Source organism: Bacteroides clarus YIT 12056 (assembly GCF_900129655.1).
Lineage (GTDB): Bacteria > Bacteroidota > Bacteroidia > Bacteroidales > Bacteroidaceae > Bacteroides > Bacteroides clarus.
The window spans coordinates 293,346-318,278 of the sequence record NZ_FQWK01000002.1; the positions used below are offsets into that span (position 1 = coordinate 293,346).

A 24,933-nucleotide genomic window follows, 5' to 3' on the forward strand; every position below is an offset into this window, starting at 1 on the left:
CTCCAACCTCATGCGCAGCCAAAACAGTAAATAGTAAATTGTAAAATAGTACATATCATTATGGGTACAAAGAACTCTTCCCGTTTCACACCGCTTATTATTGCAATCAGTGTAGTAGCGGGTATCCTTATCGGAACGTTTTATGCCAAACACTTCGCAGGAAACCGTTTGGGTATTATCAACGGCTCGTCCAACAAGCTGAACGCCTTGCTGCGAGTGGTGGACGACCAGTATGTAGACAGTGTCGACATGACCGACTTGGTAGAAAAAGCCATGCCGCAGATATTGGCGGAGCTTGACCCCCACTCCACTTATATTCCCGCACAGAAGCTGGAAGAAGTCAATTCCGAGTTGGAAGGCAGTTTCAGCGGTATCGGTATCCAGTTTACGATACAGGAAGATACCATACACGTGAACAGCGTTATTCAGGGCGGCCCATCCGAAAAGGTAGGACTAATGGCAGGCGACCGCATCGTCATGGTCAACGACAGCTTGTTCGTCGGCAAAGGGCTGACTAATGAAAAAGCCATGCGCAACCTGAAAGGCCCTAAAGGCACACAAGTGAAATTAGGAGTAAAGCGCGCCACCGAAAAAGAGTTGCTGGACTTTACCATTACACGCGGAGACATTCCTCAAAACACGATTGACGCCGCCTATATGCTCAACGATGATTTCGGCTACATACAAGTCAGCAAGTTCGGACGTACCTCACACGTGGAGTTGCTGAATGCCATAGCCCAACTGAGTCACCAGAAGTGCAAGGGTTTCATCATCGACCTGCGCGGCAATACCGGCGGTTACATGGAAGCTGCCACACGTATGGTAAACGAATTCCTTCCGGAAGGAAAGCTTATCGTATATACACAGGGACGTAAATATCCCCGTATGGAAGAGTATGCCAACGGTACGGGCAGTTGCCAAAAGACACCGCTCGTAGTATTGGTGGACGAAGGCTCGGCCTCTGCCAGCGAAATCTTTGCAGGCGCCATTCAGGATAACGACCGGGGAACCATCATAGGCCGTCGCTCGTTCGGTAAGGGTTTGGTGCAACAACCTATCGACTTCAGTGACGGTTCGGCCATCCGCCTGACTATCGCCCGCTACTACACCCCGTCCGGACGTTGCATCCAACGCCCCTACGAAAGCGGAAAAGACTCCAAATACGAAATGGACTGGCTGACACGCTACGAACATGGAGAGTTCTTCTCTAAAGACAGTATCAAGCTCGACGAAAACCTGCGCTACTCCACCGGGTTGGGACGCCCCGTTTATGGCGGCGGCGGCATCATGCCCGACGTATTCGTACCGCAAGACACGACCGGAGTATCCTCCTATCTGATAGAGGTCGGCAACAAAGGGCTGATTATACAGTTCAGCTTCCAATATACCGACCGCAACCGTGCCAAGTTGAGTACGTTCGAGAATGAACAGGATTTACTGAAATACCTACGTCACCAAGGTATCGTAGAGCAATTCATACGTTTTGCCGATTCCAAAGGAGTAAAAAGGCGCAATCTGCTGATACACCGTTCCTATAAACTGCTGGAACGAAACCTCTACGGCAATATCATCTACAATACATTGGGTAAAGAAGCCTATATCCGGTATGTCAACGAGAGCGACGCTACCGTAAAGAAAGCGTTGGAAATTCTGGAACGTGACGAGGCTTTCCCGAAAGCTCCGCTACAAGCCGGCCAAGAAGAAGAGAATGCTGATGGAAAAGAAAAAAGAACTGCGCAAGCGTATGGCTTTGTTGAAGACCCTTCACAAATCTACCATTACGCATCAGTCGCAGTCTGCTGAGATACTTGCCGCCCTCGAAACGCACCCGGCTTTCAGGGCGGCAAACATAATATTACTGTACCACTCCTTACCGGATGAAGTAGATACGCACGACTTCATCCGAAAATGGAGCACAAAGAAACAGATACTTCTGCCCGTCGTCGTAGGTGACGATTTGGAACTTCGCGTCTATACAGGCCCCGCAGACCTCACCCTGGGAGCATACGGCATTGAGGAGCCTACCGGAACATTGTTCACCGACTACGCCGCAATAGACTTTATCGCTGTTCCGGGCGTAGCGTTCGACCGCAACGGAAATCGTTTAGGACGCGGGAAGGGATATTACGACCGACTGCTTCCCCGCATACCCTCTGCATACAAAGCCGGCATCTGTTTCCCGTTTCAACTCGTAGAAGAAGTTCCTGCGGAGCCTTTCGACATCCGTATGGATGAAGTCATAACACAACAATGAAAACTAACTATCACACTCATACCACACGCTGCATGCATGCCGTCGGAAGCGATGAAGAGTACGTTCTCAGCGCTATCAAAGGCGGTTTTCAAATACTCGGTTTCTCAGACCACACTCCCTGGAAATACCGTACCGACTACGTAGCCGATATGCGTATGCTTCCCGAAGAACTGCCGGGTTATATCGAAAGCCTGCAACATCTGCGAGAGAAGTATCAAGAGCAAATCCGGATAAAGATAGGGTTGGAATGCGAATACTTCCCCGACTATATTCCCTGGCTGAAAGAACAGATTAAACAATATCGGCTGGATTATATCATTTTCGGCAACCACCATTTCCATACGGACGAGAAGTTCCCTTACTTCGGACACCACACAGACAGCCGGGATATGCTCGACCTGTACGAGGAGAGCGCCGTCGAAGGCATGGAAAGCGGCCTGTACAGTTGCCTTGCCCACCCCGACCTGTTCATGCGCTCTTATCCCCGGTTCGACCACCACTGCACCGCAATCAGCCGCCATATCTGCCGGGCTGCGGCGCGTCTCAATATTCCGCTGGAATATAATATAGGCTATGTGGCCTACAACGAAGCGCATGGATTGACCACTTATCCCTGTCCGGATTTCTGGCGCATTGCTGCCAACGAGGGATGTACAGCCATTATCGGAATGGATGCGCACAATAATAAAGATTTTGAAACTCCCGTTTATTACGGACGCGCCGTACAGGAACTGAAAAATTTGAAGATTAAAACAACAGACACGCTAAGAATGATGCGCTAAAAGAAAGCTGCGTAAAGCGTACACATATCACCGGAATATGATATTGGTAATCACCTGCGCTCCTACGTGCCGGTTCAGATTCCTTACCAATAAGTCCCGTCCCATCATCAGTTCCTGACGGAGAGCGGCGGAAGTAAGATGCACGTACAGCACCTGGTTCTTAATATAAAGTTCGCGCGTGTAAGATGCGATGGTCGGTCCCAGCACCTCAGCCCATGAACTGATAAGCCGCCGCTCATTCAGCGGCGATTCCAAGCTTTCCTGCCGCAGGAAGCTCCGTATCAGTTTACCTATCTGTTCGGCATCATTCCGTTTCATGCTTCACTCTCCTCATCGGTCAATATTTGGTTTCCAGCCATTTCGGAAACGGCTCCTTTCTCTACGCGAAACATCTTATAATCGCTGCCTACCTTATGCAAAATGCGGTCTAAGTGTTCGCGGTTGGTATCCGTAATGAAAATCTGCCCGAAATTATCGCCTGCTACCAGTTTGATGATCTGCTCCACGCGCGAAGCATCCAGTTTATCAAAAATATCATCGAGCAACAACAACGGAACCGTAGTACCTGTCCGTTTCAAAAAGTCGAACTGCGCCAGCTTCAAAGCTACCAGATACGTTTTGTTCTGCCCTTGCGAACCTTCCCGCTTGATAGGGAAATCACCCAGCAACATATTCAGTTCGTCTTTATGTACGCCGCGCAGGGAAAATCCCATAATCTGATCGCGCGTACGGCTCTCTTTCAGCACTTCCAGCAGGGAAGCGTCACGGGCATGCGAATCATAAGTCAACCCGACTTTCTCCTTGTCCTGTGAAATGAACGAATAAAAAGACTGGAAAATCGGAATGAATTCCCTGATAAACTCTTCCCGCTTACGGAACACCACTTCACCGGCTTGCGCCATCATCTCTTCCCACACCAGAAAAAGTTCTTCTTCTACCGGCGTTTCGCTTTTAAGCAATGTATTTCGCTGCGCCAATGCCTTGTTGTAACGAATCAGCGCATCCAGATATTCTTTGTCGTACTGTGAAATCACGACATCCATAAAGCGGCGGCGCTCGTCACTGCCTCCGTTTATCAATGCCGAATCGGCGGGAGATACCATTACCAGCGGCAAGAAACCGATATGGTCGGACAAACGCGTGTACTCCTTCTTGTTCCGTTTGAACTGCTTTTTCTGCCGTCGTTTCATGCCGCAGTAAATTTCTTCCGGCGTACCGTCGGCAGCTTCATAAAATCCCTGAATCACAAAGAAGTCCGCGTCATGCCTTATATTCTGCGAGTCAATGGGGTTGCCCGCGCTCTTGCAGAAAGAAAGGAAATAAACGGCATCCAGCAAGTTAGTCTTTCCCATTCCGTTCTGTCCGAAAAAGGTATTCAGCTTCGGAGAGAACGCGAGTTCCACTTGCTCCAGATTCTTATAATTGAGTATGGATATACGCTTCAGTATCATATGACGGTTTATCTTTGCTTTTCCACGCAAAGATAATGCAAAATTCCGATTAAGTAAGTCAAGAGGATACTTGTTTCCTCTTACAAGCGTGAAGAATTCATTTAAACCGAGAGCAGAATAAAACGAAGTCATTCATCTTATTCTGCCGAAGTGCGGCTTCTCTTCATTTTTAAATAAAGAGAATACAAAGCAAAATAATTCCGCGGTTTTGAGATGTAAAATAAAAAAAGATGCCGCTAAATTTCGTTGATAGCTATAAAAAACTTACTTTTGCGGGTCGAATCAGCTATTAATGAATAATAACAAAAAGAATATATAAAAAATGGCAGAACAAAAGAAGACGAACGAAGCCTTAAACGTGGAAGACGCACTTACACAATCAGAGGCATTTCTCATCAAGAACAAAAAGGCAATCATCGGTGCTATTTTGGCTATAATCATCATTATAGCAGGTATAGTAATGTACAAGAACCTCTATGCGGAACCTCGTGAGGAAAAAGCGCAGGCAGCTCTTTTCAAAGGACAGGAATACTTTGAAGCCGACGCTTTCGCAGAAGCCTTGAACGGTGACAGCATCGGTTACGTAGGTTTCATCAAGATAGCCGACCAATACAGCGGTACAGACGCAGCCAACCTTGCAAAAGCCTACGCAGGTCTTTGCTATGCACATCTCGGCAAATTCGACGAAGCCGTAAAAGCATTGGACAGCTTTGACGGAGACGACCAGATGGTAGCTCCCGCCATGAAAGGCGCCATGGGTAACTGCTACGCTCAGCTCGGTCAACTCGACAAGGCATCTTCCATGTTGCTGAAAGCCGCCGACGAAGCCGATAACAATACGCTCAGCCCCATCTACTTGAAGCAAGCCGGAGAAATCCTGGTTAAGCAGGGTAAGTACGACGATGCTATCAAGGCATATACTTCCATTAAGGATAAATACTTCCGTTCATATCAGGCTATGGACATTGATAAATACATCGAACAAGCCAAGCTCTTGAAGAAGTAATTTATACCTTATCATATATAAGATATTCGAGCACGGATTACACGGATATACACGGAAGTCAAAACCGTGAGCGCCGTGTAATCCGTGCTCCTCTTTTATACTTTCCTATTATTTAATTCTTAATCTTTAATTCATCATGGCTACAGCTTATCACAACCTTTCGGATTATGATTTCAATTCAGTACCCAGTGCAGAGAATATGAAATTCGGCATCGTAGTATCCGAATGGAACTACAATATCACCGGCGCTCTTTTAAAAGGAGCGGTCGATACCTTAAAAAAACACGGAGCGAAAGACGAAAATATCATGATAAAAACCGTACCCGGCAGTTTCGAGTTGACTTTCGGCGCCAATCAAATTATAGAATACAGCGAAGTCGATGCTGTAATTGCGATTGGTTGCGTAGTTCGTGGAGATACACCGCATTTTGATTACGTTTGCATGGGCGCAACGCAAGGAATCACCCAATTAAACGCAAGTGGCGATGTTCCAGTAATTTACGGATTAATTACCACCAATACAATGGAGCAAGCAGAGGACCGTGCAGGCGGCAAGCTGGGTAACAAAGGCGATGAATGTGCAATTACTGCAATAAAAATGATAGATTTTGCTTGGAGTTTACAAAAATAGTCGTATATTTGCACCGCAATTGAGAAACAAAGCTGCTTAAAGAGAGATTTAAGGAGTTCTCGGTAGCAAAAGGGCAAATACCAGAGTGGCCAAATGGGGCAGACTGTAAATCTGCTGGCTTACGCCTTCGGTGGTTCGAATCCATCTTTGCCCACTAAAATTGCGGAAGTAGCTCAGTTGATAGAGCATTAGCCTTCCAAGCTGAGGGTCGCGGGTTTGAGCCCCGTCTTCCGCTCTTCTGAAAATCAGATAGTTATCGCAAGATTTCTATCTGATTTTTGTTTTTAGGCACTTCCGATTTGGCTATGGTTTAACCGCATGAGTTAAACCGAGAGTTAAACCAAAATCAGTATGAACGCTACAATTTCAGTGGTATGTTACAAGTCAAAGACACTATCAAATGGCGAATATCCATTAATGCTCCGTATCTGTAAAGACGGAAAGAAGAAATACCAAAGTTTAGGTATATCTGTCCTACCCCGTCATTGGGACTTTACACGAAATAAGCCAAAACCAAACTGTCCCAATAAGGAGTATATTCAGAAAATCATTCTTGATAAACAAACAGAGTTACAACAACGAGTGTTAGAGTTCAACTCTGAACAGAAAGAATATACTACCACTACTCTACTCAATGACAAAAACAAAAAGTTTGAATTGAAAACAGTCTGTCAATTCTATCAAGAACTAATCGAACAATACAAAAACAATGATAAATGCGGCAACAGACTTATCTATAAAAGTTCTTATAACTCTTTGAAAGTATTTACAAAAAATCAATTGGATATACCGTTCAGCGCAATAGACATATCGTGGCTCAATAAATATGAGAAATGGTTACGTTCAAAATGCAATAAGGAAACAACCATGAGCTTAATGTTCCGTACTCTCCGTAGTGCATACAATAAAGCCATAAAAGCTAAATGTGCCCGTAAATCTGATTATCCTTTTGACGAATATAAAATCAATAAGTTCGATACGAAAACACAGAAACGTGCAATAGCCAAAACAGAAATATTGAAATTCACTAAAGAAGTTGATTACATTGGTAAACGGCAATACGTCCAACTTAGCAAAGACATATTTATTTTCAGTTATCTGTGTGGCGGTATTAATTTTACAGACATCGCAAATCTGACAAAAGCCAATATCACAAATGGCAGGATACACTATATACGTCAGAAAACAGGCAAACTGATAAAATTAGGTATATCAGAGGAAGCTATGCAAATCATAAAAAAATATGAGAGCGAAAGTAAAGGCTATCTGTTCCCCATTTTAAATGCCAATATTCACAAGACACCACTCCAAAAACAGAACAGAATACATAAGATGTTAGGTAACGTCAATAAGAACCTAAAGCTAATTGCAGCACAATTAAATGTTGATGCCAATATGACAACCTATGTTGCACGCCATTCATTCGCCAGTGTTCTAAAAAAATCAGGTGTAAGTATAGCATTGATAAGTGAAGCATTGGGACATTCAGACTTATCTACAACGCAAGTCTATCTTGACAGCTTCGACAACGAACAGATAGATGCCGCCATGCAAAACCTGCTGTAAAAATAAATGCCGCTTTGTCTCTTTATGATAAGGTGGCATTTTCCTATCTTTACAGACAAAATCAACAATATGGAATATCAGATAATACCTATTGAAAGCATAAAGCGTATTGAGACATGGCTAACGACTGAAACAGGTTTCAGCCGTTCAATGCTGCATTGTGAACTGGATTACATTTCAGATGTGTATCTTCTGCCAAAGAAATTTGCAGAAGTACAGGACTTGTATCTGTCAATAAGAAAAGAGGAACAGAATATACCGTATCCCAACAGGGGAACAGACGAGGACATATACGAGTTCTGCATGACCGTTGGAAAGAACCTTATACTTGAAAGCGGCAGCTATCAGGCTGAATACATTGAGACGCTGTGGAATACCTATAATACAAATGAGGATGAAACCTGCATACAGCAAGACCAAGACATATTTTACGGCATTCTTCTTATTGTCTGCATTTACCATAAATACAAACAGACATGCGGTTATTTCGATTTCGGTGATTACATTGCAGACCCTGTGCAATTGCAATACACCTATTCCGTCCGTCCCGATATGCTGCGTCTTTACAAGATGTTCCACGAAAAGAAAAAGACGAAGCACGATACCGTTACAATCGAATACAACAAACAGAAGATAGAACTTGCCAATGACGACAACTGGTTTCTTCAGATGATAACTCCTTATCTTGACAAGTATTTGGGAGTTTCCTCTTTGGAAGAAGTGGAGACAGAACTTGAAAAGGATTATCCCAGCATCGGTAAAAGAGGCAGAAAACGGGAGAATGCGATACTTGACACAGTAACCTTAAGTGTCTATAACCTGCTACGCCATTCCTCTTTTGCCATTAAAGGTAAGGGGCTGACAGACAATGAGGGCAACTTTATCCTCGAATTGCTGAAATATCTTGGACTGCTTGATGAAGACAGCCCCAAGAATGACATACTGAACCTGCGAGCCACTATCAGAAACCTGCAAAAATATGAAGTCCGTCCCAACTGGTGGAACATACCGATATGCAAGACCTCCCCCAACAATCCCGTTGAACATCTGAAATCCTATTGGTAAAACACATAAAATTAAAAAAAGGAATAGCTGTGTATTCAATTACATGGCTATTCCTTTATATACATATCTTATTAAAGATAAGAGAGTTACGTACTACGCTTCCACATAAAAAATAAAACATAAAAAAAAGGATTTCTTTATGTTTTTTTCTTCATTTCATACGCCAATCCTACCATATACCTTTGCACTGTAATCAAAAACATGGTGCACACCTCGTTCGAGATTTCAATGTTTAATTAATAAAAAATTAAAAGCTATGGTATTAAATTTTTCAGAAAAAACGGTTGAAAAGAAGTATGACAACGCAAGTGCAATGAACGCATTGAAAGTTATAATGAACAGAGGTGAGCAGTTGTCAGTTAAATTCTATACAAGCAAGGACAACTTTCCTTGCGCATGGATTGAGTCCAAGAAGATAGCAGGCTTTAAACTGATATTAAATCAAGAGGGTCTGAACTGGTTGCGCACTTACCTGCAAACAGGCGAAACGGAAGATTTCGGCTTCAACCCGAATAACATTGAAGCCTATTCAGAAGAAGAGGACAAAGACATCCAGCTTGCAATCCTCATGCAGCTAATCGCAAACGAACCGAAAAGATTGCAGTTCATCCCTCTGTTTCGCGAAAAGGGTGAATATATAAGTGCATACGCATCCTACATGAAAGGAAAGATATTCTTTCGTGTATCAAGAACTACCGAACTTGTAGATGATTTAACAGAAAGAGAACTTATAGCATAAACCGATTATCCAAAGGGGAAGGGAAACTCCCTTCCTCACATTCATAAACATTTTAAACGATAGATATTATGATAAAGATTAAAATTACGACCTTTGCGGCAGCAACCCAGTTTGTCAACGAAGCCAGCTCTCATGTTCAGACCTTAGAAGAAACACCCGACTTCGACATGATAAAGCAGGAAGAATTTAAGAATTTTATTAATATACCCGATTATTACAATGACGAAGACAATCAATATTAGTGTCAATGAACTCGGTAAGGTACAATACCTTACCGAAGTCCTCCCCCAAATACCGACTGATACAATCTTGTATAAGAAACTGACAGGACTTGGAGCGACTTACGGTGAAATCAAGGCTAAACGGAACTCCATTATCATAGAACCGAATGTACCTGTAATTATCGGTAAATGCAATGACCCTAAACACCGGAATGACAACCTGTTCGGAGTTTATGAAGGCATATATACAGATGACATCGTAAAATATTTAGAGAAAAGCGGTAAGAAATACTATAAGATACTAACTACCCCCGAAAGTTTTCAGAAGGTTAAGGCTGCCTTTGAGGATATGGAGACTGATATGTACAGTACCTGTTTTCTTCTTTTTGATGAATGCCATAAACTTGTAAAAGATATGGATTATCGAAGTGATATAATATTTCCGTTGAATGATTTCTTCCGTTTTGAACATAAAGCACTGGTTTCCGCAACACCGATACCGTTGCATGACCCCCGTTTCAAGGAACAGCATTTCCAAACAATAGAGGTACAGCCCTCTTTCGACTATAAGAAAGAACTATGGATATATCATACCAACAATACACTGCAAACGCTGAAACTCCAGCTTGACACATTGGAATACGACCCAGTTCCTGTTTGTATATTTATAAACTCAACGGATATAGTCCATTCCGTTATGAGGCAGCTAAATTTATTGGAGTGCTCTGCGGTGTTCTGTGCTTCCAAGAGTGTAGACAAACTGAAAAAAGACAAATTTAAAAATGCTTACGAGCAGTGGAAAGCAGACAGGATGAAGAAATACAATTTCTTTACAAGCCGTTTTTTTAATGCTGTGGATATGGAATTGGAAGAAAAACCTCATGTAATAATGCTGACCGATGTCTTCTTTGCGGAACACACCATGATAGACCCGCATACGGATGCCATTCAGATAATCGGACGTTTCAGAAATGGTATATCTTCTGTCACGCATATAAGCAATACCAACAACGGATTACCACAGCGGACAAAGGAAGAGATAAAAGGCTATCTCGTCTGTTGCAAGGAGATATATAAAACAATGAAGAACTTTTATAACTGCGCCACAGACAGGGCTTCCCGCGAAGCATATCATGCCGCACTGGAAAGCCTTCCCTTCAACCGTATGCTTGACAGGGACGGTAAAGAGAACTGGTTTGCAATGGATAACTACATGGATGAGGAACTTATAAAGGGTTACTATCATGAAGAAGCTACCCTTTATGACGCATACAATAATTGTACTTCGTTCACCGTATATAAAAAAGGCTTCTATTATTCCGTAGGGGACTGCGAACGTCTGAAAAGGGAGAACAAGTCGGTATCACTTAAGGAGAAACGTAGGGAAATTGTCCGACAGTTGGAGATGCTTGGAGAATGCGTCACCGAAATGGAACTGGAATATAAGAGGGACTTGATTGCGGCTGACCCGTTTATCGTCGATGCTTACGATACAGTGGGCAAGGCTGTCATTGAACAACTGAACTATTCCAAAAAGAGGATTACGGAAGCCATGATACAGAAACAATACCATGAAAAAGCGACAGGAACGGAAGTCATACGTCTAATGAAGAATTCCTTCCAAGTAGGCAGCAAGTATTCCCGTAAATATATAAAAAAGGAAATCCTGCGGATTTATGACCTGTTACAGATATATCCCCCGAAAGCCGTTACAAGTAAAACAATATGCGACTTTTTTACGGTATCCGACTGCAAGGTTGGAGGAGACAGAGGATATTTGCTCATCAGTGAAATTATATAAGGACAAGGACATTTTTTTGAAGAAAACACTTTTATAGTCCCCGACCAAAAAATGTCCCACACTCCTAACCTTTAAAGCTAAAGCATGGTTTGGTTGCAGAAAAGAGGGTTTCTTCAAAAGGAATTATCCGAAAAAGGTCGGATTTATATCGTTTGCAAGCCTGCGGTTTATAACAGCACAGGCGGATATTCCTTTTGTGGCTTTTCCGCAATGTCCACATTCAATACTTTTGCAAGATATGTCCAAGTGCAATTTGTGCCTTTGGGTATTCTCTTCCTCTTTAAAGCATCGACCATATAGTCGGAACTGCCGCTAAAGTGGTATATCATCTTCCATACGGAAGGTCTGTCATAGGCGGGCGGTATCAGTCCTTGCTGGCACAGGTAGTTACGAACGGAAATATAGAAAGCGTCTTTCCCCGTCTTTGCCAAATCTACAATAAAGAGCCTTGTGTCTGTAAGTGTGTAACCGTTTTCTTCCTCACGCAGCAATTGTAATCTGGTACATAAGGCAAGATAGGCATTTATTGTAGGTCGGGAGATATGAAGCAGCTTGCTGATTGCAGATTTGCCATACCCTGTATAGTTTGTGTTACTCAGACATATACATTTCAGCAGTATAAGGAAACCTTTCAATTTATTCGGTATGTCTGCATGTAATAAATCTGTACTGATACGTACCCATTCCGTAGCTGGTTTATAAAGATGATAGGTACAGGTGTCAAAATATCCCTTGTTACCCGTATGATGCTGTTTGTCTTTGTAAAGGATTAGTTCTTTGGATATTAGTGTTTTAATGTGCGTTGATATGTATTCCTTATTTATGCCTGTAAGTTCCGAAAGTGTGTCAAGCCTTACATGGGATACGTATGTATTGTAATCTGATTTTGTCAACAAACAAAAATAGGTATATGCTTCATTGGCTGTAAGCCCCAGTATCTTTTTCTTCGGTATTAGTACGTACCCCATAGTTTGCAAATGGTATATCGTTAACAAAAGAGAGCATCTGTTCCTTAAACATCCTGTTGAACCTTGAAGTGCCAAGAGCGATTTTGGCTTCTTTCCTGTTTCGATAGGTTTCTTTAGTCAGTCGGTTTATGTACATGGGATAGAAATTGAGATGAATACGTCATGCGGACTTCGGAAGAAGTCCATGCTTATTTGTTACTGTCTTTTTAATTAATAGTATAGCGCACCATGTTTTTTTACATTACCGCACCTATGTTTTTTTACAAGGTTCTTTTGAGGGAGTAACTCCAGCTTTTCTGCCACTTTTGCCAATTGGCGGAGCAATTCGGGGGTAATTTCCTTCAATCGGTTTCTGTCTATCTTTATAGTATGGGTGTTGTAGATGATATGCTCCACCGTATCGTCCGTAATGGTTATATTGGCATCGGGGGCTGTGTAAATGGTTGCTTCGTTCATAGATAATTGTGATTTAATGATTTAAAAATAAGATTATCTGATTTTTACTTGGATACAGGTTTTAGAGGGATGATAAAAAGCCGCACAAGAGTAGACGTCTAATCATACTCAAATGCGGCTTTTTTTGTGTAAAGTCCATAATGCCTATTAGTACGTTGTATATAGCACCATTGATTTTTACACTGTTGGCAGATTTTTTATCAGCAGTGAAACGGACAGGTCAAACTACAAATGAAACTATCAATAATAAATAGGAAGATTATACCATGAATAGAAAAATATTGTCCGTTTCATGGGGATATACAAAGATAGTCATCTTTAATAAGGTAAAAAAACGAATGGCGGTTATCCTTTAAAATACGCATACACGCAGAAACGGGATTTGCACAATATCTCCATTTCTTCCACAGCCGTAAAAATACAGGGAAACACACACAATAAAGTACGGGTACTTGTATATAATCCCCCCCCTGCTCCTTTTCTTGAAGCTGGAATATATATCAGCTTGATTATCCACAGGTTTACTGATTGAAAGTTACGCATATATGTGTTGAGTACGCTCTAACACCCCCTTAGAGTACTTGAAGATAAACGAAATGTTTATCATTTCATTCTATCAGTTTATAAACCATTTAAAATTAATTCATTATGAACGATTTAGTAATTGGCGGTATGCCACAGGAAAGAAAGACGTTAAATTTGGGTGATTATGCGGAAGAAGCCGTTTTAATAACGGAAGAAGAACCTGCAAAACAGAAAAGACCGCTATTCATTGAAGCCAATACGGTTGACGTTACTATGGAGCATTTAAAGAACGACTGCATTATCCCCGTATTTGCAAAGGATAATGAAGCCACCTTGTCCCACCCTGCATTTATAGAGACTGTGCAGGATGCCGCAAGCACATTCTTTCAAGGTGAAAAGATTGGATTACCCGATATAAGGGTGTCCCATGTAATTAAGGGAAGAATACCCGAAGCCATACACAAGCCAGCCAACCAACTGTTGGAAAGTGACAAGACCATTTATTACGAAAGATGTGCCTTTGTGATAGAAATACCAACCGTTTATGAGACGGTAAACGGGAACAGGCTTACTTTGACCGTTGGCGGTGTTCGTGCCTATAATCACACTAACTTGTATAGCAAAAAAGGTATGGAACGGTTTAAGGTGTTTGTAGGCTTTATTTGTAAGGTATGTACAAACTTATGCGTATCTACTGACGGCTATTTAAGCAATTTGGAAGTAACCAATACAAAAGACCTGTATAGGGATGTATTGGAAATGCTTCATGCCTACAATCCCGCAAAGCACATACATCTGATGCAGAGTTTGGGCGATACCTTTATGAATGAGCACCAGTTTGCCACATTATTGGGTAAGATGCGTTTGTACCAGTGTTTACCACAAGGCTATCAAAAGCGGTTGCCACGTATGCTACTTACAGATACACAGGTTAATGCAGTGGCTAAGGCATATATCAGTGATAATAATTTTGGCGGTTTGGGTAGTGAATTGTCCATGTGGAAATTCTATAATCTGTTGACAGGAAGCAACAAAAGCAGTTATATAGACAGCTTTTTGGATAGGGCTTATAACGCTACGGAACTTGCAACGGGGATAAATGCCGCTTTGCATGGTGAGGAACGTTACAGGTGGTTTATTGATTGAGTGAACGGGAGAATATTCTTTTAAACGGGTATTCTCCTTTTTATTAACTATTTAAAGAAGAAAATTATGTTCTATAAAAGATTGCTTGTTTGGCTGTTTTGGTTAATTGTCTCACTTTTTACAGGCTGTGTGCCTATCATATTGTTTGTACTGTTCTATTTACCTATAAGACATTGGAGTATTGAGAAAAGCGAACGTGCAGCGGAAAAAGAAATGAGGAGACAGCATAGGTATTATAGCGGAATACGCAGGAACAAGGAGCGTAACGCATAGAAATGTAATCAAAAGGAAGTTGTGTTCAAATAAATCTGCAAAGACGGTTTGAACACACTTCTTTCTGTTATCAACCAATTCAAAGAATAATATGAAAACAAAAGCAGTAATTTATGCACGTGTTTCGTCTGCAAATGACAGACAGGACACAACAAGGCAGATAGAAGATTTAAAGAGATATGCCGTATTGCAGGATATAGAGATAGTGCGAATATTCCAAGAACATATCAGCGGAGCAAAGAAGATTGAGGAAAGGCAGGTACTTGCGGAATGTTTGGAATACTGCACTAAAGAGAACGTTAACTACCTGTTGTTATCCGAACTTTCAAGACTGGGAAGAAGTACATTGCAGGTTCTTCGCTCTTTGGAGATACTGCATGAGGCAAAGGTATCCGTTTACATACAGAACTTGGGGTTATACACATTGCAGCCAAACGGAGAGGTAAACCCGATTGCTTCGATTATGGTTACTGTACTTGCTGAAATGGCTAACATAGAACGGGCAAATATTACCTACCGTTTAAATAGTGGAAGGGCAAACTACATTGCCAAAGGCGGCAGACTGGGAAGAAAGCAGGGAAGTGTCAAGACAGAGGAGAAGAAAAGGGAGGAATACAGGGAAACGATAGCTTTACTAAAGAAAGGTTATTCAGTGAGGAATATTGCCAAATTACAGGGTATAGGCGTTTCAACAGTTCAAAGAGTTAAAAATCTGTTTATAAGAATGTAAATATCAATAGTAATCCGCTTTTAATAAACAATAGTTCTTGTTAATCAAACGTAAAATTGTAACTTTGCAGCAATTTCAGACACTTAATGAATTAAGGCTGAAAGGACATAGTTAACAAAGAGCGTTTGACATATTATCCTTGTTCAGAAAATCGCCAAATTAATGAACAACTCAAGGATGATAGACAAGAATGCTCATGTCAATGTTATATATTCACTTGAACAAGTGAACTATATATCGTTTGGCGTGGGCATTGTTTATTATTTGAGTTGTGGGTGTTTGGCGATACCTCTGAACAGATAATATTCAATGTTCCCACGCTTCTTTTTTGTATAACAGCCAGTAGGGAACACTGACTACAATACATATCGCCAAGAAACAGACAGTACTATTTTCTAATGTAGCTAATTATTAAAATGGTGTGCAGCTATTGCTGTGTTTTTGAATTATCTAAATTTTTAATAACCTACTATCTAAAGAATAATACATAATTTGAATTACGAATATCTATTTACTAAATTAATAAAAAACATTATGAAATACGCAATTGGATATTTAGTCATTTTATTTACTATTTTCGCTTGTAGTAATGAGAGTGTAAGCGTAAATGAAGTTGCAATAGGAATTATTGAAAAAAGTTCAGTGATACCTTTGCTGGAATATAAATTTGATGATATAAACGGATTTGAATTGGGCTCTGATTTTGAAGAACTATATGCAAAAAGACAAATTGATTACGGAAATGATTGTACTCTATCTTTACGTAATGGAAACTTAAAACTTAGATATACTGAGAGTACTCCTAATGAGATAAGTACAAAGGTCGAAAACATATATACTAACATGGTAAATAAAGTTATAAGAAAGGATGTTCTAGGTACTTTGGGAGTGAAGATAGAAACTATTGATAAACAATTTGTATATATTGGTGGAATAAAAAATAATAATTTATGGTTTGGTCTGTTTAATAACAAAACGAAAGAGAAAGTTAAAGAATGGAAAGATAATAGTGAGTTTAAACGCGTAGTCTCTACCAATACTGGTTATGGGAATTACAAAGACGTTCATATTGATTATCTTCAACAGACTGATAATTTTCAAACAGAAAATGGGTTATGTTTACTTTTATATCCTAAAAATCATAAAGTTGTTTTCATTAATGATAATGAAATCAGTTCATCATCTTTGACTCCACGTGATAAAGTTTGTTTAAAAACATGGTATAATAAATCAATATTGATACAGAGTGAGGAAGAATATTGTAAAAATGACTGTTTTATTTATGACAAAGGAGGTAAATTAATTACATCTTTCCATAATCCAAACGCTTTTGATCAGTTTGACTCAGAGGCTTGGTATCCATGTTCTTATACAGAAGTAATAGGTGTTGGACTTAATCACTATTGGGGAAATATTCTAAGAGTAGCCTTAGATTCCCAAGTATGGGAACAAATTATATGGTCAACTCAAATTGATCCTTTTTTAAGTTTTGCATCATCTTATGATGTTAAAATATCATCAAAACTGATTTCTGTTAATGATAATTTGTGGGAAATGGAATACGAAGGTGCTAAATATTCTGGTGATAAAATAAAAACTCATTTTATTATTAATATTGAAAATGGCAAAATAGAGTACCAATAAAAAACAATATATGTAATCCGATAACAATCACATTAGCTAAGACAGTATTTGAAGCAATTCATCTACTGTCTTTTTAAAATGTCACAACTAAATCATTGTGATTTAAAAGGGAATAATTATCTTTGTATTAAACATATTAAGCATGGATAGTAAAGTTACCTATTGGATTGAAATGTCAGATTATGACTTGGAAACAGCAGATGCGATGTTGCTTACAGGTCGTTATCTCTATGTGGGCTTCATGTGTCACCAAACGATAGAAAAAATACTCAAGGCATATTGGGCTAACTGTTTGACAGAAGTACCTTTAAAGATACATTCACTATCCAGATTAGCAGAGAAAACAGAATTAGATAAAGAACTATCAGAAGAACAGTTGGATTTCATTGATAAACTTGAGCCTCTCAACATTGAAGCCCGTTATCCCTCTTATAAAGAAAGATTGATGAAAAGTCTGACTAAAGAATATTGCACAGGACTTTTAAGTCAAACTAAAGAATTACAGTCATGGATAAAGAACAAGCTATAGCCCTCGCCAAACGATATAAAGAAATGGTAGCAGAGAAATTACCATTAAAGGCTCTCTACCTCTATGGCTCGTATAGTAAGGGGAATTACAGAGAGGATAGCGATATAGACATTGCCGTAGTAGTAGAGAGTTTGAACGACAATTATTTTGAAGACACCCCTCTATTATGGAAACTTAGACGTAAGATAAGTAACCTTATAGAACCCGTCTTGCTTATAGAGGATATGAACAATCCTCTTTACTGCGACATTGCAAGAACGGGTATTCTTATCTAAATAAATGATACAAAATAAGAGAAGCAGTATTTAAAACAGATTATTAACATATTTATTAATCAATTCTTGGTATCATCCTAAAGTTAAACCAAAAGTTAAACCGCAGAAACTCTAAAAATAATCAGTAAGAAAGATAACTATTGTAAAAGGAAGTAGCTCAGTTGGTTGCTGACGAAAGCGCAGCTTTTGGCAGCCGTAGAAGAGCATTAGCCTTCCAAGCTGAGGGTCGCGGGTTTGAGCCCCGTCTTCCGCTCTTAATGAAAACCTCGATAGCTAAGAAATTAGCAATCGGGGTTTTCTGTTTTCAGCAACTTATGAGAATCTTTATATAAAGATTCCGTTTACACCTTCCCCCTTCACCGTTTCACATCGCTTTATATAAACCGCAAAACGTTTTGTGATGTTTCTCCAAATCATTTTGTGAGTGTTTTACACCTATTAACACAAAACGAATTGCGATTTTTCTATTTATTTTCCAACACAAATTAAAGAGCTCTCAAAGAGTACTTAAAAGTACCTCAAATCATATAAAATTTGTATATTTGTATATATAAAGAGGCATGTGCGCCTAAATCTATAAATATGGTAGGGGCTTACAGCTTCTTATCATAACTTGAATATACCTCAATCTGTGGTATTCTACGGATAATTCCCTTTCCTATATTCTCCAAACATCTGTTCAAGGTACGAAGCATTGCCGGGATAATTTCATTCTCATAAAAGGTGCGGGGACGTACATTGTAGTCTATTTTTATAATCTCCTGCTCGCAAATATCTCCCGTGTCATATCCAGAATCAGCCCAAAACCATGTTGCGGCAGTTATCGGTTCATTCCGTTTGTAAGCCCATTTGATAGAGGATGCACCACGTCCGTATGGTAATGGGGAGGGATGGAATATCAATGTTCCATGGACTGGGATTTTCAGTTCCTTTTCTGATATTTTTTCCGTTAAGAGGGGGGCAACAGCTAAATGGTACATGGTAAGGCCTTCACTCCAGACCTGATATCCTTTTTCTCTAATAAACAACTCTGTAAATTTGTATGCTCTTGTCTCCTTATTCCCTAATATCTTGATTATCATTGTCGCCTATATATTTAAATGCCTGAATTGCCCTGAAATGTTTGCCATAACTGATAGTAGCATGTTTTCTGCTTTCACCATATAAAAGTGCTCCAGTCTGTATCCACTTTTTAGAGTGCCGTAGCGCGCCACACAGTTGCGGGTGGGAAGTATGGAAAAACACAGGTAGTTTTTTTCCACATCTCCCATTACCCTGAAGGTGGTACTCACATACAGCCGCTAAAAATTTTGTACCGACACCAATCCCTTGCCATTCGGGAAGAACGACCAAGCGTGTCGAACGGTACGCTTTGGCTGTAAATAAAGGAGTGACGGCCAAATGACAAACAGGCTCCTTATTAATGAAGCCGACAAAATACTCTGCAGCTACCGGCATGGGTAAATCTAAATAATAATGCTGCTTAAACAGTCTTGGGAATACAGTTCCCCGGACTTTATAAATTTGAAGTTCGAGTTGCGGACGCTGCCGAAGACAGTCACGGTCGTAAAACCGTGCCTCCGCTGTATCATATACCCAATCGGGCTGTAACCATTCAATAATATCATAGTGGCAGGAAAGCAAGACTATTTGTCCTTTACCGCGCCGCCAAGTTTTGGCAAATGCGGCAGCTCCTACTTTGGCAATCTGCCGGTCTATTACCGATGTAAATTCGTCAACTACTGCACGGTCTGGGCGCTCTGAAGCCAAACGTGCTAAACCAGCACGGAATTTTTCACCGTTACTCAGGACGTGGAACGGGCGAAGCCACGCCGGAACATCACCGAGCCCTACTGCTGAAAGCATTCCCGTTACGGTGTTAAAATCACCATCTGGTGTAATACAGTCAATAATCGGTTTATCCTTTTCCCAGCCGGAATAAAGGTCATAAATTCCAACACCGGAGAACAGCCTGGAGCCTATACTGGTTTTGCCACTACCGGAAGGCCCGACTATTAGGCCTATTTGCCATTTTTTCCCTTCAATGGGTAGTTCAACAGTCTTTTCCCAATCACAACCGTTTTCGGCGTTAAACAGACTTTTGACTCTTGCCGAACGGTAGCTATCAAAATCGCGGCAATGGTGTTTTATCTCTATCTTCATACGCTCACGATTTTTAATATTAATCCCTCTTTCTTCAAACGCTCGTAAATCGTTTTCTGTTCTTCCTCATCTTGGCAGATGACAATCACGCCATACTGCGGTTTATAAGTGTATTTACCCATATTTTTCACCTTTATTGTTTGAATGCAAAGATATTAATTTGAAAAACAGGATAACAACTACTCAATAGAGGTTACACTGCACAAGTTTTGCACCCTTTTCCTTTACTTTATTCGGCGGGCTCTATGAGGAACAATGGGAAATATAGACTACTCTTACTTATGGGCTATACATTTAATTCAAAGCGGACTGTCTCGTCACCTGCAATCAGTAAACGAGTGCCAGGAATGTTATTCTCATAAATATGTACGTTTCCCAAATAAAGGGTAATTGATTTCAAAGGAAGTTCTATCTGCCGTGCCATGAGGTACAAATGGTAGATATCGGAAGGTAATCCGAGGTTTGCATCACTGCTGCGTTGATAGGCCGACAATACCAGTTCCCCATCGTCAATCTGAAACTGTACAAGACTTAAACAAGGCGCTTGATTACTTTCTGCACCGGTCTCACCAAGAAAAAGAACATAGTTTTTACTATTGCGCTTTTCCCTGTTTATTTTAGCTATTAACGGCGGTAGCTTCTCGAAATAGGTAGGATAACTGTTCACCAAGATAGAACCACAATAATCCCACCAGTTAATGCCAACCTCTCGGTACTTTTCTACGTTACGTTCTCCTTGCATAAACAGCTGAAGTTCGTTACGGAGTTTTTTACGGGCGATATTATGCCCCTCGAATATATCAAGCAGATCTGCCGGCGTAAGCGACAACTGCTCGTTCAGAAGATACTGTATGTTTCCCTTCTTGTTAGTCTGTGTCTTTCCTGTGGCAAGAATTTTGTCCAGGATACAGTAATACTTGTTCATAGCCATTTCTTCCTCCTTAGTTTGAAATATCCTAAAGATAGGAGAAATAACACTGTCACCGGCATTAGTCAATGTCTTCACACTGCAAAACCCTTACAGCCGCTTTGAAATCGTTTAATCAGTGTATAGACTTTACGTTCACTTACCGAGTACTTTTCCGACAATACAGCCACAATATATGATACTTTTTCGCCTTGATTCAGCAGGCCAGTATAGTCTGCATATAAATCAATATACATGGTGTCTTCCAGACGGATTCCAGCTACTTGGAGTTTTTTCAACAACTCTCGATTAAAGTTTAATAGTTCAATCACCTTCATACAATAAAAAATTATATCTTTGCAATGCCAATCATTTATTAATAATGCGAAAAGCGGACCTGCGACAGAGGGTCTATGCCCCCGGTCGTGCGGGTTCGCTCGCATTGTTAATAAATGATTGGCGTCTATATTAACGGGCCGGGGGCTTTTTTTTATTGTTCCCCCCAAAAAACAGTCAGCAGTTCTATACAGCTACAAATATAAGAGAAAGTACTGAATTTTAATCCATCCTTTTTAAGTGTTCATTAAGTGTTTTAGGATTACATTTCAGCTTCCTGCAGATAGCTGCTTTACTATATCCATACTCAAGCATTGTTTTTATAAGAGGTTCTTTTCCTGTCAGTTTATAATGCGAATTATGCCCACCTCTATTACGACCTAATTTTTGCCCCTCAGCCACGCGTCGGGCAAGACCTTCTTTCGTCCTCTGTGAAATCAAATCGCATTCTATCTGTGCGGATAGTCCGAAAGCGAATGCGAGAATTTGTGACTGAATATTATTACCCAGTTCATATTTTTCTTTCACTGTTAGTACCGTTATGTTTTTTTGCATAAGAGTGTTTAGAATAGACATGACTTCCATTAATCGACGCCCAAGACGACTGATTTCCGATGCAATAAGGGTGTCTCCTTTCTTTAATTTCTTAATAAGTGGACCGAGTTTTCGTTTTTTGGCAGACTTTGTGCCGGACACAGTTTCAGCTATCCATTTATCAATGTTCAATTCTCTAATACGAGCAAACTTCTCAATTTCGAAGCGCTGGTTTTCAACAGTTTGTTTGTCTGTTGATACTCTGATGTAAGCGTAAATCATTTTTGCTTGTAAAAGTAAGGATAGTATCTGTGTAAGCAAAACTTATATCAGACGCCCCTAAAATATGCAAGGTATGGCAGAAGATATAAAAATTGATGAAGTACAACAGGTTAAGGATGCTGCATATATAACAGTAGTATTAGCAGATGGGAGCCTTGGGAAAATAGCCAAAGCAGATTTGGTGGAACTAATAAGAATAAATATGGCCACAGCTACTAATGAGTATAAAGGTCTTATGGGCATCTCTGATTTAAAAAACCTTTCTGGGCTTATATCTGACAATAATAATATAAATGCTGATAATCTGCCTAATGGTTTTTATCGTTATCACCAAGAAAATTACAACGAATATAATTATCCTGCTGCGCATGGCTGTATTCTTACAATAATCACCGATTCGGTTGGATTTCAATTGTGTGCTGAAGCATGGCCGCAGAATTTTTATATCAGACAACTTTGGGACTTTTGGAGTGACTGGAAGAAAATATAAATTACCAATTGTATTGATTGAAAAGATGTCTCACGTCTTAATCATATTCTTTGCCCCTAAAATGTAGAGGGTATTAAAATGAACACATTTCAAGAGGTAGAGGATTGTGAATATATCTACATAGAATTAATGGATGGTAGTCAGGGTAAAATTAAAAAGAGTGTTCTCGCAAATTTGATAAAGGCTGAAATTAAAGAATCATTTCTACAGAATAATACAGAAGTTATTGAAGATTGCAATAGTCTTGGTACTTATGAGAATAATGGTCTATATTGGATAAATGAAGATACTAAAAATGCTCCACCGCTTACTGATTATAAATTAGCTTTCTTATTTAAGTTAACCTCATCTGGTTTTTATTATCAGCTATGCATCGAACCATATACTAACAACCGTTGGTATAGATGGTTCAGTCATTATTGGAGTGATTGGAAGGAAATATAAATTACCAATTGTATTGATTGAAAAGAATTCTCACGTCTTAACCATATTCTTTGCCCCTTAAATATGCAAAGTATGGCAGAAGATATAAGAGAAAATGAAATGAACAGCGGAGTACCGGTCAAGATGAGAGGCATAGATGCAGATGGAAACAGCATATCTCCCACACTGCAAGAAGTCGCCGATGCACTACCGGGAGAACAAAGGTACGACAGAGGAGTGTATTATTCATTGCCTAAACCTATCGTCTCTATCCATAAACCAACTGGCGGTAATGAAACCAAGACCATAACCTTGTTTAAAATAGAAGATTATAATACGTCTCATTTTAATTTCTTTGAAATATTTACTATTCCGTTTTACTCGAATAACCATTGCTTACCCGGCTGGTGCAAGGTTCACTATGCGCCAGCCGGTACACTCCAAAGTGATGTCGCTCATGTCGAATATGGATGTTTTTCTAATTTGAGACAAATAAATTATGAAGGGGACGTTTATTTTGCTATTGATGTGCTGGTGAATCAGTATGGTTCTGCGTATATTGCTCTGACGGGTTATCATGAAGATATATCACAAATAATGGATGTTACCGGAAACTTTACAGAACTTTAGTAATAATTACAATGGGGAGCTTTTAGTCTCCTCATTGTATTGGCGTTATATGTTCGGCATCGGTAGGTATATCTGTCATGTCTGTAAGTTCAAAGTTTCTCAAATTGAAATCCGGGTAAACAATCGCTCTACCGTATCCTGTTTTGAATTCCATATAAAAATAGACAATACCTTGTAAAACAAATGACTTGATAATTGCCGTTAAAACTCCTACTTTCTTAAAGTATATCTGTCCGGCTTTATTAACACAGACAAAAAAACAATCTGCATATTCAATTTCTCCGGATGCATACAATGCACAGATTCTGAAGGTTGCATACAAATCATCCCATGTGTTTAATGTTGTTTTATATACAAATAGGTTTTTATCACTTGTTGCATATACAACTCCTTCAACCTTTCTCGCGTGAAAAGCACGCATAATTCCTTCTGAATAGGTTGTAGCCATAGGCATTGTACCCACGACTTCTTGCAGTGTGGGAGATACACTGTTTCCATCCGCATCTATGCCTCTCAACCGGGCTGGTTTTCCGCTATTCATTTCGTTTTCCTTAATATCTTCTGCCATACCTAATACTTTTTAGGGGCAAGAGATATAGAACTTCTCCTGGTATCTTAAAACTGAGTTGAAGACAATAAAATTTCTATACCCATGGAGACCATGTCTGCCCTGAATTATAAGAACCACGACATTTCATTCCACCATTAGTTTCAAATGCCATTTGAAAACAGTGTCCACCTATATGCATACTAATCCCAGAAAAACGGTTATAAGGAGAATTTGCAGGAAGAGTATTTTCTATATATGCCCAAAAGACACAAGTACCCAGATTATTCATATCATGACTACTATCCAGTAATAATGCTTCATTTGAAGATATTATATTTAAAATTCTAATGAAATCATTTGCGGAAACTCGTCCACTATCAACGCCAGATATCACTCTGACATAATCAACGGTTTTAAAATCATGCATTTCATTTTCTCGTATATCCTCTGCCATAACTTTACTTTTTAGGGGCGTTTTTCCTGTTACGAATTTACGCCTAATTTAACAATCAATTAATTATCTCTATTTGTAATTTATTATTTATAATTATTCCCT

General features: G+C 39.9%; 30 protein-coding genes and 3 tRNA genes. 21 read left to right on the forward strand and 12 right to left on the reverse strand.

The window, feature by feature from the left end:
- Window positions 1-60 precede the first annotated feature (60 nt).
- From BUB52_RS03290 to BUB52_RS03300, 3 genes are read left to right on the forward strand one after another with little or no spacing between them, the layout of a single operon-like run.
- A complete protein-coding gene (locus BUB52_RS03290; protein WP_009122560.1) occupies window positions 61-1,803 on the forward strand; it encodes a S41 family peptidase in 1,743 nt (580 codons plus the stop codon).
- Entirely contained in the window at window positions 1,745-2,254 is a 510-nt protein-coding gene (locus BUB52_RS03295) for a 5-formyltetrahydrofolate cyclo-ligase (protein WP_009122561.1), read from the forward strand. Before BUB52_RS03290 ends, BUB52_RS03295 begins: the two co-directional genes overlap by 59 nt.
- Window positions 2,251-3,036, forward strand: coding sequence for a histidinol-phosphatase (locus BUB52_RS03300; protein ID WP_039950937.1), 786 nt, complete (start codon window positions 2,251-2,253; stop codon window positions 3,034-3,036). The genes BUB52_RS03295 and BUB52_RS03300 overlap by 4 nt, the downstream gene beginning before the upstream one ends.
- A gap of 27 nt (window positions 3,037-3,063) precedes the next feature.
- On the opposite strand, the gene BUB52_RS03305 is transcribed toward BUB52_RS03300, so the two are convergent.
- Both BUB52_RS03305 and recF read right to left on the reverse strand, forming a co-directional pair.
- Complete coding sequence (locus BUB52_RS03305; RefSeq protein ID WP_009122563.1) at window positions 3,064-3,354, reverse strand: DciA family protein; 291 nt, start codon at window positions 3,352-3,354, stop codon at window positions 3,064-3,066.
- On the reverse strand, window positions 3,351-4,487 hold the full coding sequence (gene recF, locus BUB52_RS03310; RefSeq protein WP_039950939.1) for a DNA replication/repair protein RecF: 1,137 nt from the start codon (window positions 4,485-4,487) through the stop codon (window positions 3,351-3,353). Before recF ends, BUB52_RS03305 begins: the two co-directional genes overlap by 4 nt.
- A gap of 322 nt (window positions 4,488-4,809) precedes the next feature.
- Here recF and BUB52_RS03315 point away from each other — a divergent pair, with 322 nt between their 5' ends.
- The 9 genes from BUB52_RS03315 to BUB52_RS03350 all read left to right on the forward strand — a co-directional run bounded on the left by BUB52_RS03315 (window position 4,810) and on the right by BUB52_RS03350 (window position 11,516).
- The gene (locus BUB52_RS03315; RefSeq protein ID WP_009122565.1) at window positions 4,810-5,493 is read left to right on the forward strand and encodes a tetratricopeptide repeat protein; all 684 of its coding nucleotides are present in this window, start codon (window positions 4,810-4,812) and stop codon (window positions 5,491-5,493) included.
- A 136-nt stretch (window positions 5,494-5,629) separates the two neighbouring features.
- Entirely contained in the window at window positions 5,630-6,124 is a 495-nt protein-coding gene (ribH, locus tag BUB52_RS03320; protein WP_009122566.1) for a 6,7-dimethyl-8-ribityllumazine synthase, read from the forward strand.
- A 71-nt stretch (window positions 6,125-6,195) separates the two neighbouring features.
- Window positions 6,196-6,278: transfer RNA gene (locus BUB52_RS03325), tRNA-Tyr, on the forward strand.
- Window positions 6,279-6,286: 8 nt separating this feature from the next.
- A tRNA-Gly gene (locus BUB52_RS03330) sits at window positions 6,287-6,359 on the forward strand.
- Window positions 6,360-6,475: 116 nt separating this feature from the next.
- On the forward strand, window positions 6,476-7,690 hold the full coding sequence (locus BUB52_RS03335) for a site-specific integrase (RefSeq protein WP_073212600.1): 1,215 nt from the start codon (window positions 6,476-6,478) through the stop codon (window positions 7,688-7,690).
- A gap of 69 nt (window positions 7,691-7,759) precedes the next feature.
- Window positions 7,760-8,755 (forward strand): hypothetical protein, encoded by a 996-nt coding sequence (locus BUB52_RS03340; RefSeq protein ID WP_229094540.1) that lies wholly within the window; start codon window positions 7,760-7,762, stop codon window positions 8,753-8,755.
- A gap of 256 nt (window positions 8,756-9,011) precedes the next feature.
- Complete coding sequence (locus BUB52_RS03345; protein WP_004289528.1) at window positions 9,012-9,494, forward strand: hypothetical protein; 483 nt, start codon at window positions 9,012-9,014, stop codon at window positions 9,492-9,494.
- Between the two features lie 68 nt (window positions 9,495-9,562).
- Window positions 9,563-9,736 (forward strand): hypothetical protein, encoded by a 174-nt coding sequence (locus BUB52_RS15695; RefSeq protein WP_009122568.1) that lies wholly within the window; start codon window positions 9,563-9,565, stop codon window positions 9,734-9,736.
- On the forward strand, window positions 9,714-11,516 hold the full coding sequence (locus BUB52_RS03350; protein WP_009122569.1) for a DEAD/DEAH box helicase family protein: 1,803 nt from the start codon (window positions 9,714-9,716) through the stop codon (window positions 11,514-11,516). The genes BUB52_RS15695 and BUB52_RS03350 overlap by 23 nt, the downstream gene beginning before the upstream one ends.
- Window positions 11,517-11,683: 167 nt before the next feature.
- On the opposite strand, the gene BUB52_RS03355 is transcribed toward BUB52_RS03350, so the two are convergent.
- Window positions 11,684-12,484: a hypothetical protein gene (locus BUB52_RS03355; RefSeq protein WP_004289525.1), complete on the reverse strand. Its 801-nt coding sequence runs from the start codon at window positions 12,482-12,484 to the stop codon at window positions 11,684-11,686.
- 210 nt (window positions 12,485-12,694) lie between these two features.
- Window positions 12,695-12,940 (reverse strand): hypothetical protein, encoded by a 246-nt coding sequence (locus tag BUB52_RS03360; protein ID WP_004289524.1) that lies wholly within the window; start codon window positions 12,938-12,940, stop codon window positions 12,695-12,697.
- A gap of 648 nt (window positions 12,941-13,588) precedes the next feature.
- Between BUB52_RS03360 and BUB52_RS03365 the strand changes: the two genes are divergently transcribed.
- From BUB52_RS03365 to BUB52_RS15700, 6 genes are all read left to right on the forward strand, one after another.
- Window positions 13,589-14,611 carry a DUF3871 family protein gene (locus BUB52_RS03365; RefSeq protein ID WP_009122571.1) on the forward strand — a complete coding sequence of 341 codons (1,023 nt, stop codon included), beginning with the start codon at window positions 13,589-13,591 and terminating at the stop codon, window positions 14,609-14,611.
- Window positions 14,612-14,975: 364 nt separating this feature from the next.
- Window positions 14,976-15,614, forward strand: a complete 639-nt coding sequence (locus BUB52_RS03375) for a recombinase family protein (RefSeq protein WP_009122573.1) — start codon at window positions 14,976-14,978, stop codon at window positions 15,612-15,614.
- 534 nt (window positions 15,615-16,148) lie between these two features.
- A complete protein-coding gene (locus tag BUB52_RS03380) occupies window positions 16,149-17,258 on the forward strand; it encodes a hypothetical protein (protein ID WP_009122575.1) in 1,110 nt (369 codons plus the stop codon).
- Between the two features lie 142 nt (window positions 17,259-17,400).
- Window positions 17,401-17,787: a HEPN domain-containing protein gene (locus BUB52_RS03385; RefSeq protein ID WP_009122576.1), complete on the forward strand. Its 387-nt coding sequence runs from the start codon at window positions 17,401-17,403 to the stop codon at window positions 17,785-17,787.
- Window positions 17,766-18,062, forward strand: coding sequence for a nucleotidyltransferase family protein (locus BUB52_RS03390; RefSeq protein WP_004289515.1), 297 nt, complete (start codon window positions 17,766-17,768; stop codon window positions 18,060-18,062). Before BUB52_RS03385 ends, BUB52_RS03390 begins: the two co-directional genes overlap by 22 nt.
- A gap of 146 nt (window positions 18,063-18,208) precedes the next feature.
- A tRNA-Gly gene (locus tag BUB52_RS15700) sits at window positions 18,209-18,312 on the forward strand.
- Between the two features lie 343 nt (window positions 18,313-18,655).
- Here BUB52_RS15700 and BUB52_RS03395 read toward each other — a convergent pair.
- The 6 genes from BUB52_RS03395 to BUB52_RS03415 all read right to left on the reverse strand — a co-directional run bounded on the left by BUB52_RS03395 (window position 18,656) and on the right by BUB52_RS03415 (window position 22,284).
- Window positions 18,656-19,144: a formyltransferase family protein gene (locus BUB52_RS03395; protein ID WP_009122578.1), complete on the reverse strand. Its 489-nt coding sequence runs from the start codon at window positions 19,142-19,144 to the stop codon at window positions 18,656-18,658.
- Window positions 19,119-20,225 carry a GNAT family N-acetyltransferase gene (locus BUB52_RS03400; RefSeq protein WP_009122579.1) on the reverse strand — a complete coding sequence of 369 codons (1,107 nt, stop codon included), beginning with the start codon at window positions 20,223-20,225 and terminating at the stop codon, window positions 19,119-19,121. The genes BUB52_RS03395 and BUB52_RS03400 overlap by 26 nt, the downstream gene beginning before the upstream one ends.
- Window positions 20,222-20,347 carry a hypothetical protein gene (locus BUB52_RS15935; RefSeq protein WP_009122580.1) on the reverse strand — a complete coding sequence of 42 codons (126 nt, stop codon included), beginning with the start codon at window positions 20,345-20,347 and terminating at the stop codon, window positions 20,222-20,224. The genes BUB52_RS03400 and BUB52_RS15935 overlap by 4 nt, the downstream gene beginning before the upstream one ends.
- 164 nt (window positions 20,348-20,511) lie before the next feature.
- Entirely contained in the window at window positions 20,512-21,156 is a 645-nt protein-coding gene (locus BUB52_RS03405) for a thymidylate synthase (RefSeq protein WP_039951008.1), read from the reverse strand.
- A gap of 71 nt (window positions 21,157-21,227) precedes the next feature.
- On the reverse strand, window positions 21,228-21,470 hold the full coding sequence (locus BUB52_RS03410) for a hypothetical protein (RefSeq protein WP_039950943.1): 243 nt from the start codon (window positions 21,468-21,470) through the stop codon (window positions 21,228-21,230).
- 220 nt (window positions 21,471-21,690) lie between these two features.
- The gene (locus BUB52_RS03415) at window positions 21,691-22,284 is read right to left on the reverse strand and encodes a master DNA invertase Mpi family serine-type recombinase (RefSeq protein ID WP_009122583.1); all 594 of its coding nucleotides are present in this window, start codon (window positions 22,282-22,284) and stop codon (window positions 21,691-21,693) included.
- A 73-nt stretch (window positions 22,285-22,357) separates the two neighbouring features.
- Here BUB52_RS03415 and BUB52_RS03420 point away from each other — a divergent pair, with 73 nt between their 5' ends.
- The 3 genes from BUB52_RS03420 to BUB52_RS03430 all read left to right on the forward strand — a co-directional run bounded on the left by BUB52_RS03420 (window position 22,358) and on the right by BUB52_RS03430 (window position 23,827).
- Window positions 22,358-22,774, forward strand: a complete 417-nt coding sequence (locus BUB52_RS03420) for a hypothetical protein (protein WP_139259686.1) — start codon at window positions 22,358-22,360, stop codon at window positions 22,772-22,774.
- Window positions 22,775-22,852: 78 nt separating this feature from the next.
- On the forward strand, window positions 22,853-23,218 hold the full coding sequence (locus tag BUB52_RS03425) for a hypothetical protein (protein ID WP_009122585.1): 366 nt from the start codon (window positions 22,853-22,855) through the stop codon (window positions 23,216-23,218).
- 72 nt (window positions 23,219-23,290) lie between these two features.
- Window positions 23,291-23,827, forward strand: a complete 537-nt coding sequence (locus BUB52_RS03430; protein WP_039950944.1) for a hypothetical protein — start codon at window positions 23,291-23,293, stop codon at window positions 23,825-23,827.
- Window positions 23,828-23,858: 31 nt separating this feature from the next.
- Here the strand turns inward: BUB52_RS03430 and BUB52_RS03435 are convergent, their stop codons facing one another.
- Entirely contained in the window at window positions 23,859-24,395 is a 537-nt protein-coding gene (locus BUB52_RS03435; RefSeq protein WP_009122587.1) for a hypothetical protein, read from the reverse strand.
- A gap of 76 nt (window positions 24,396-24,471) precedes the next feature.
- Complete coding sequence (locus tag BUB52_RS03440; RefSeq protein WP_009122588.1) at window positions 24,472-24,831, reverse strand: hypothetical protein; 360 nt, start codon at window positions 24,829-24,831, stop codon at window positions 24,472-24,474.
- Between the last annotated feature and the right edge of the window lie 102 nt (window positions 24,832-24,933).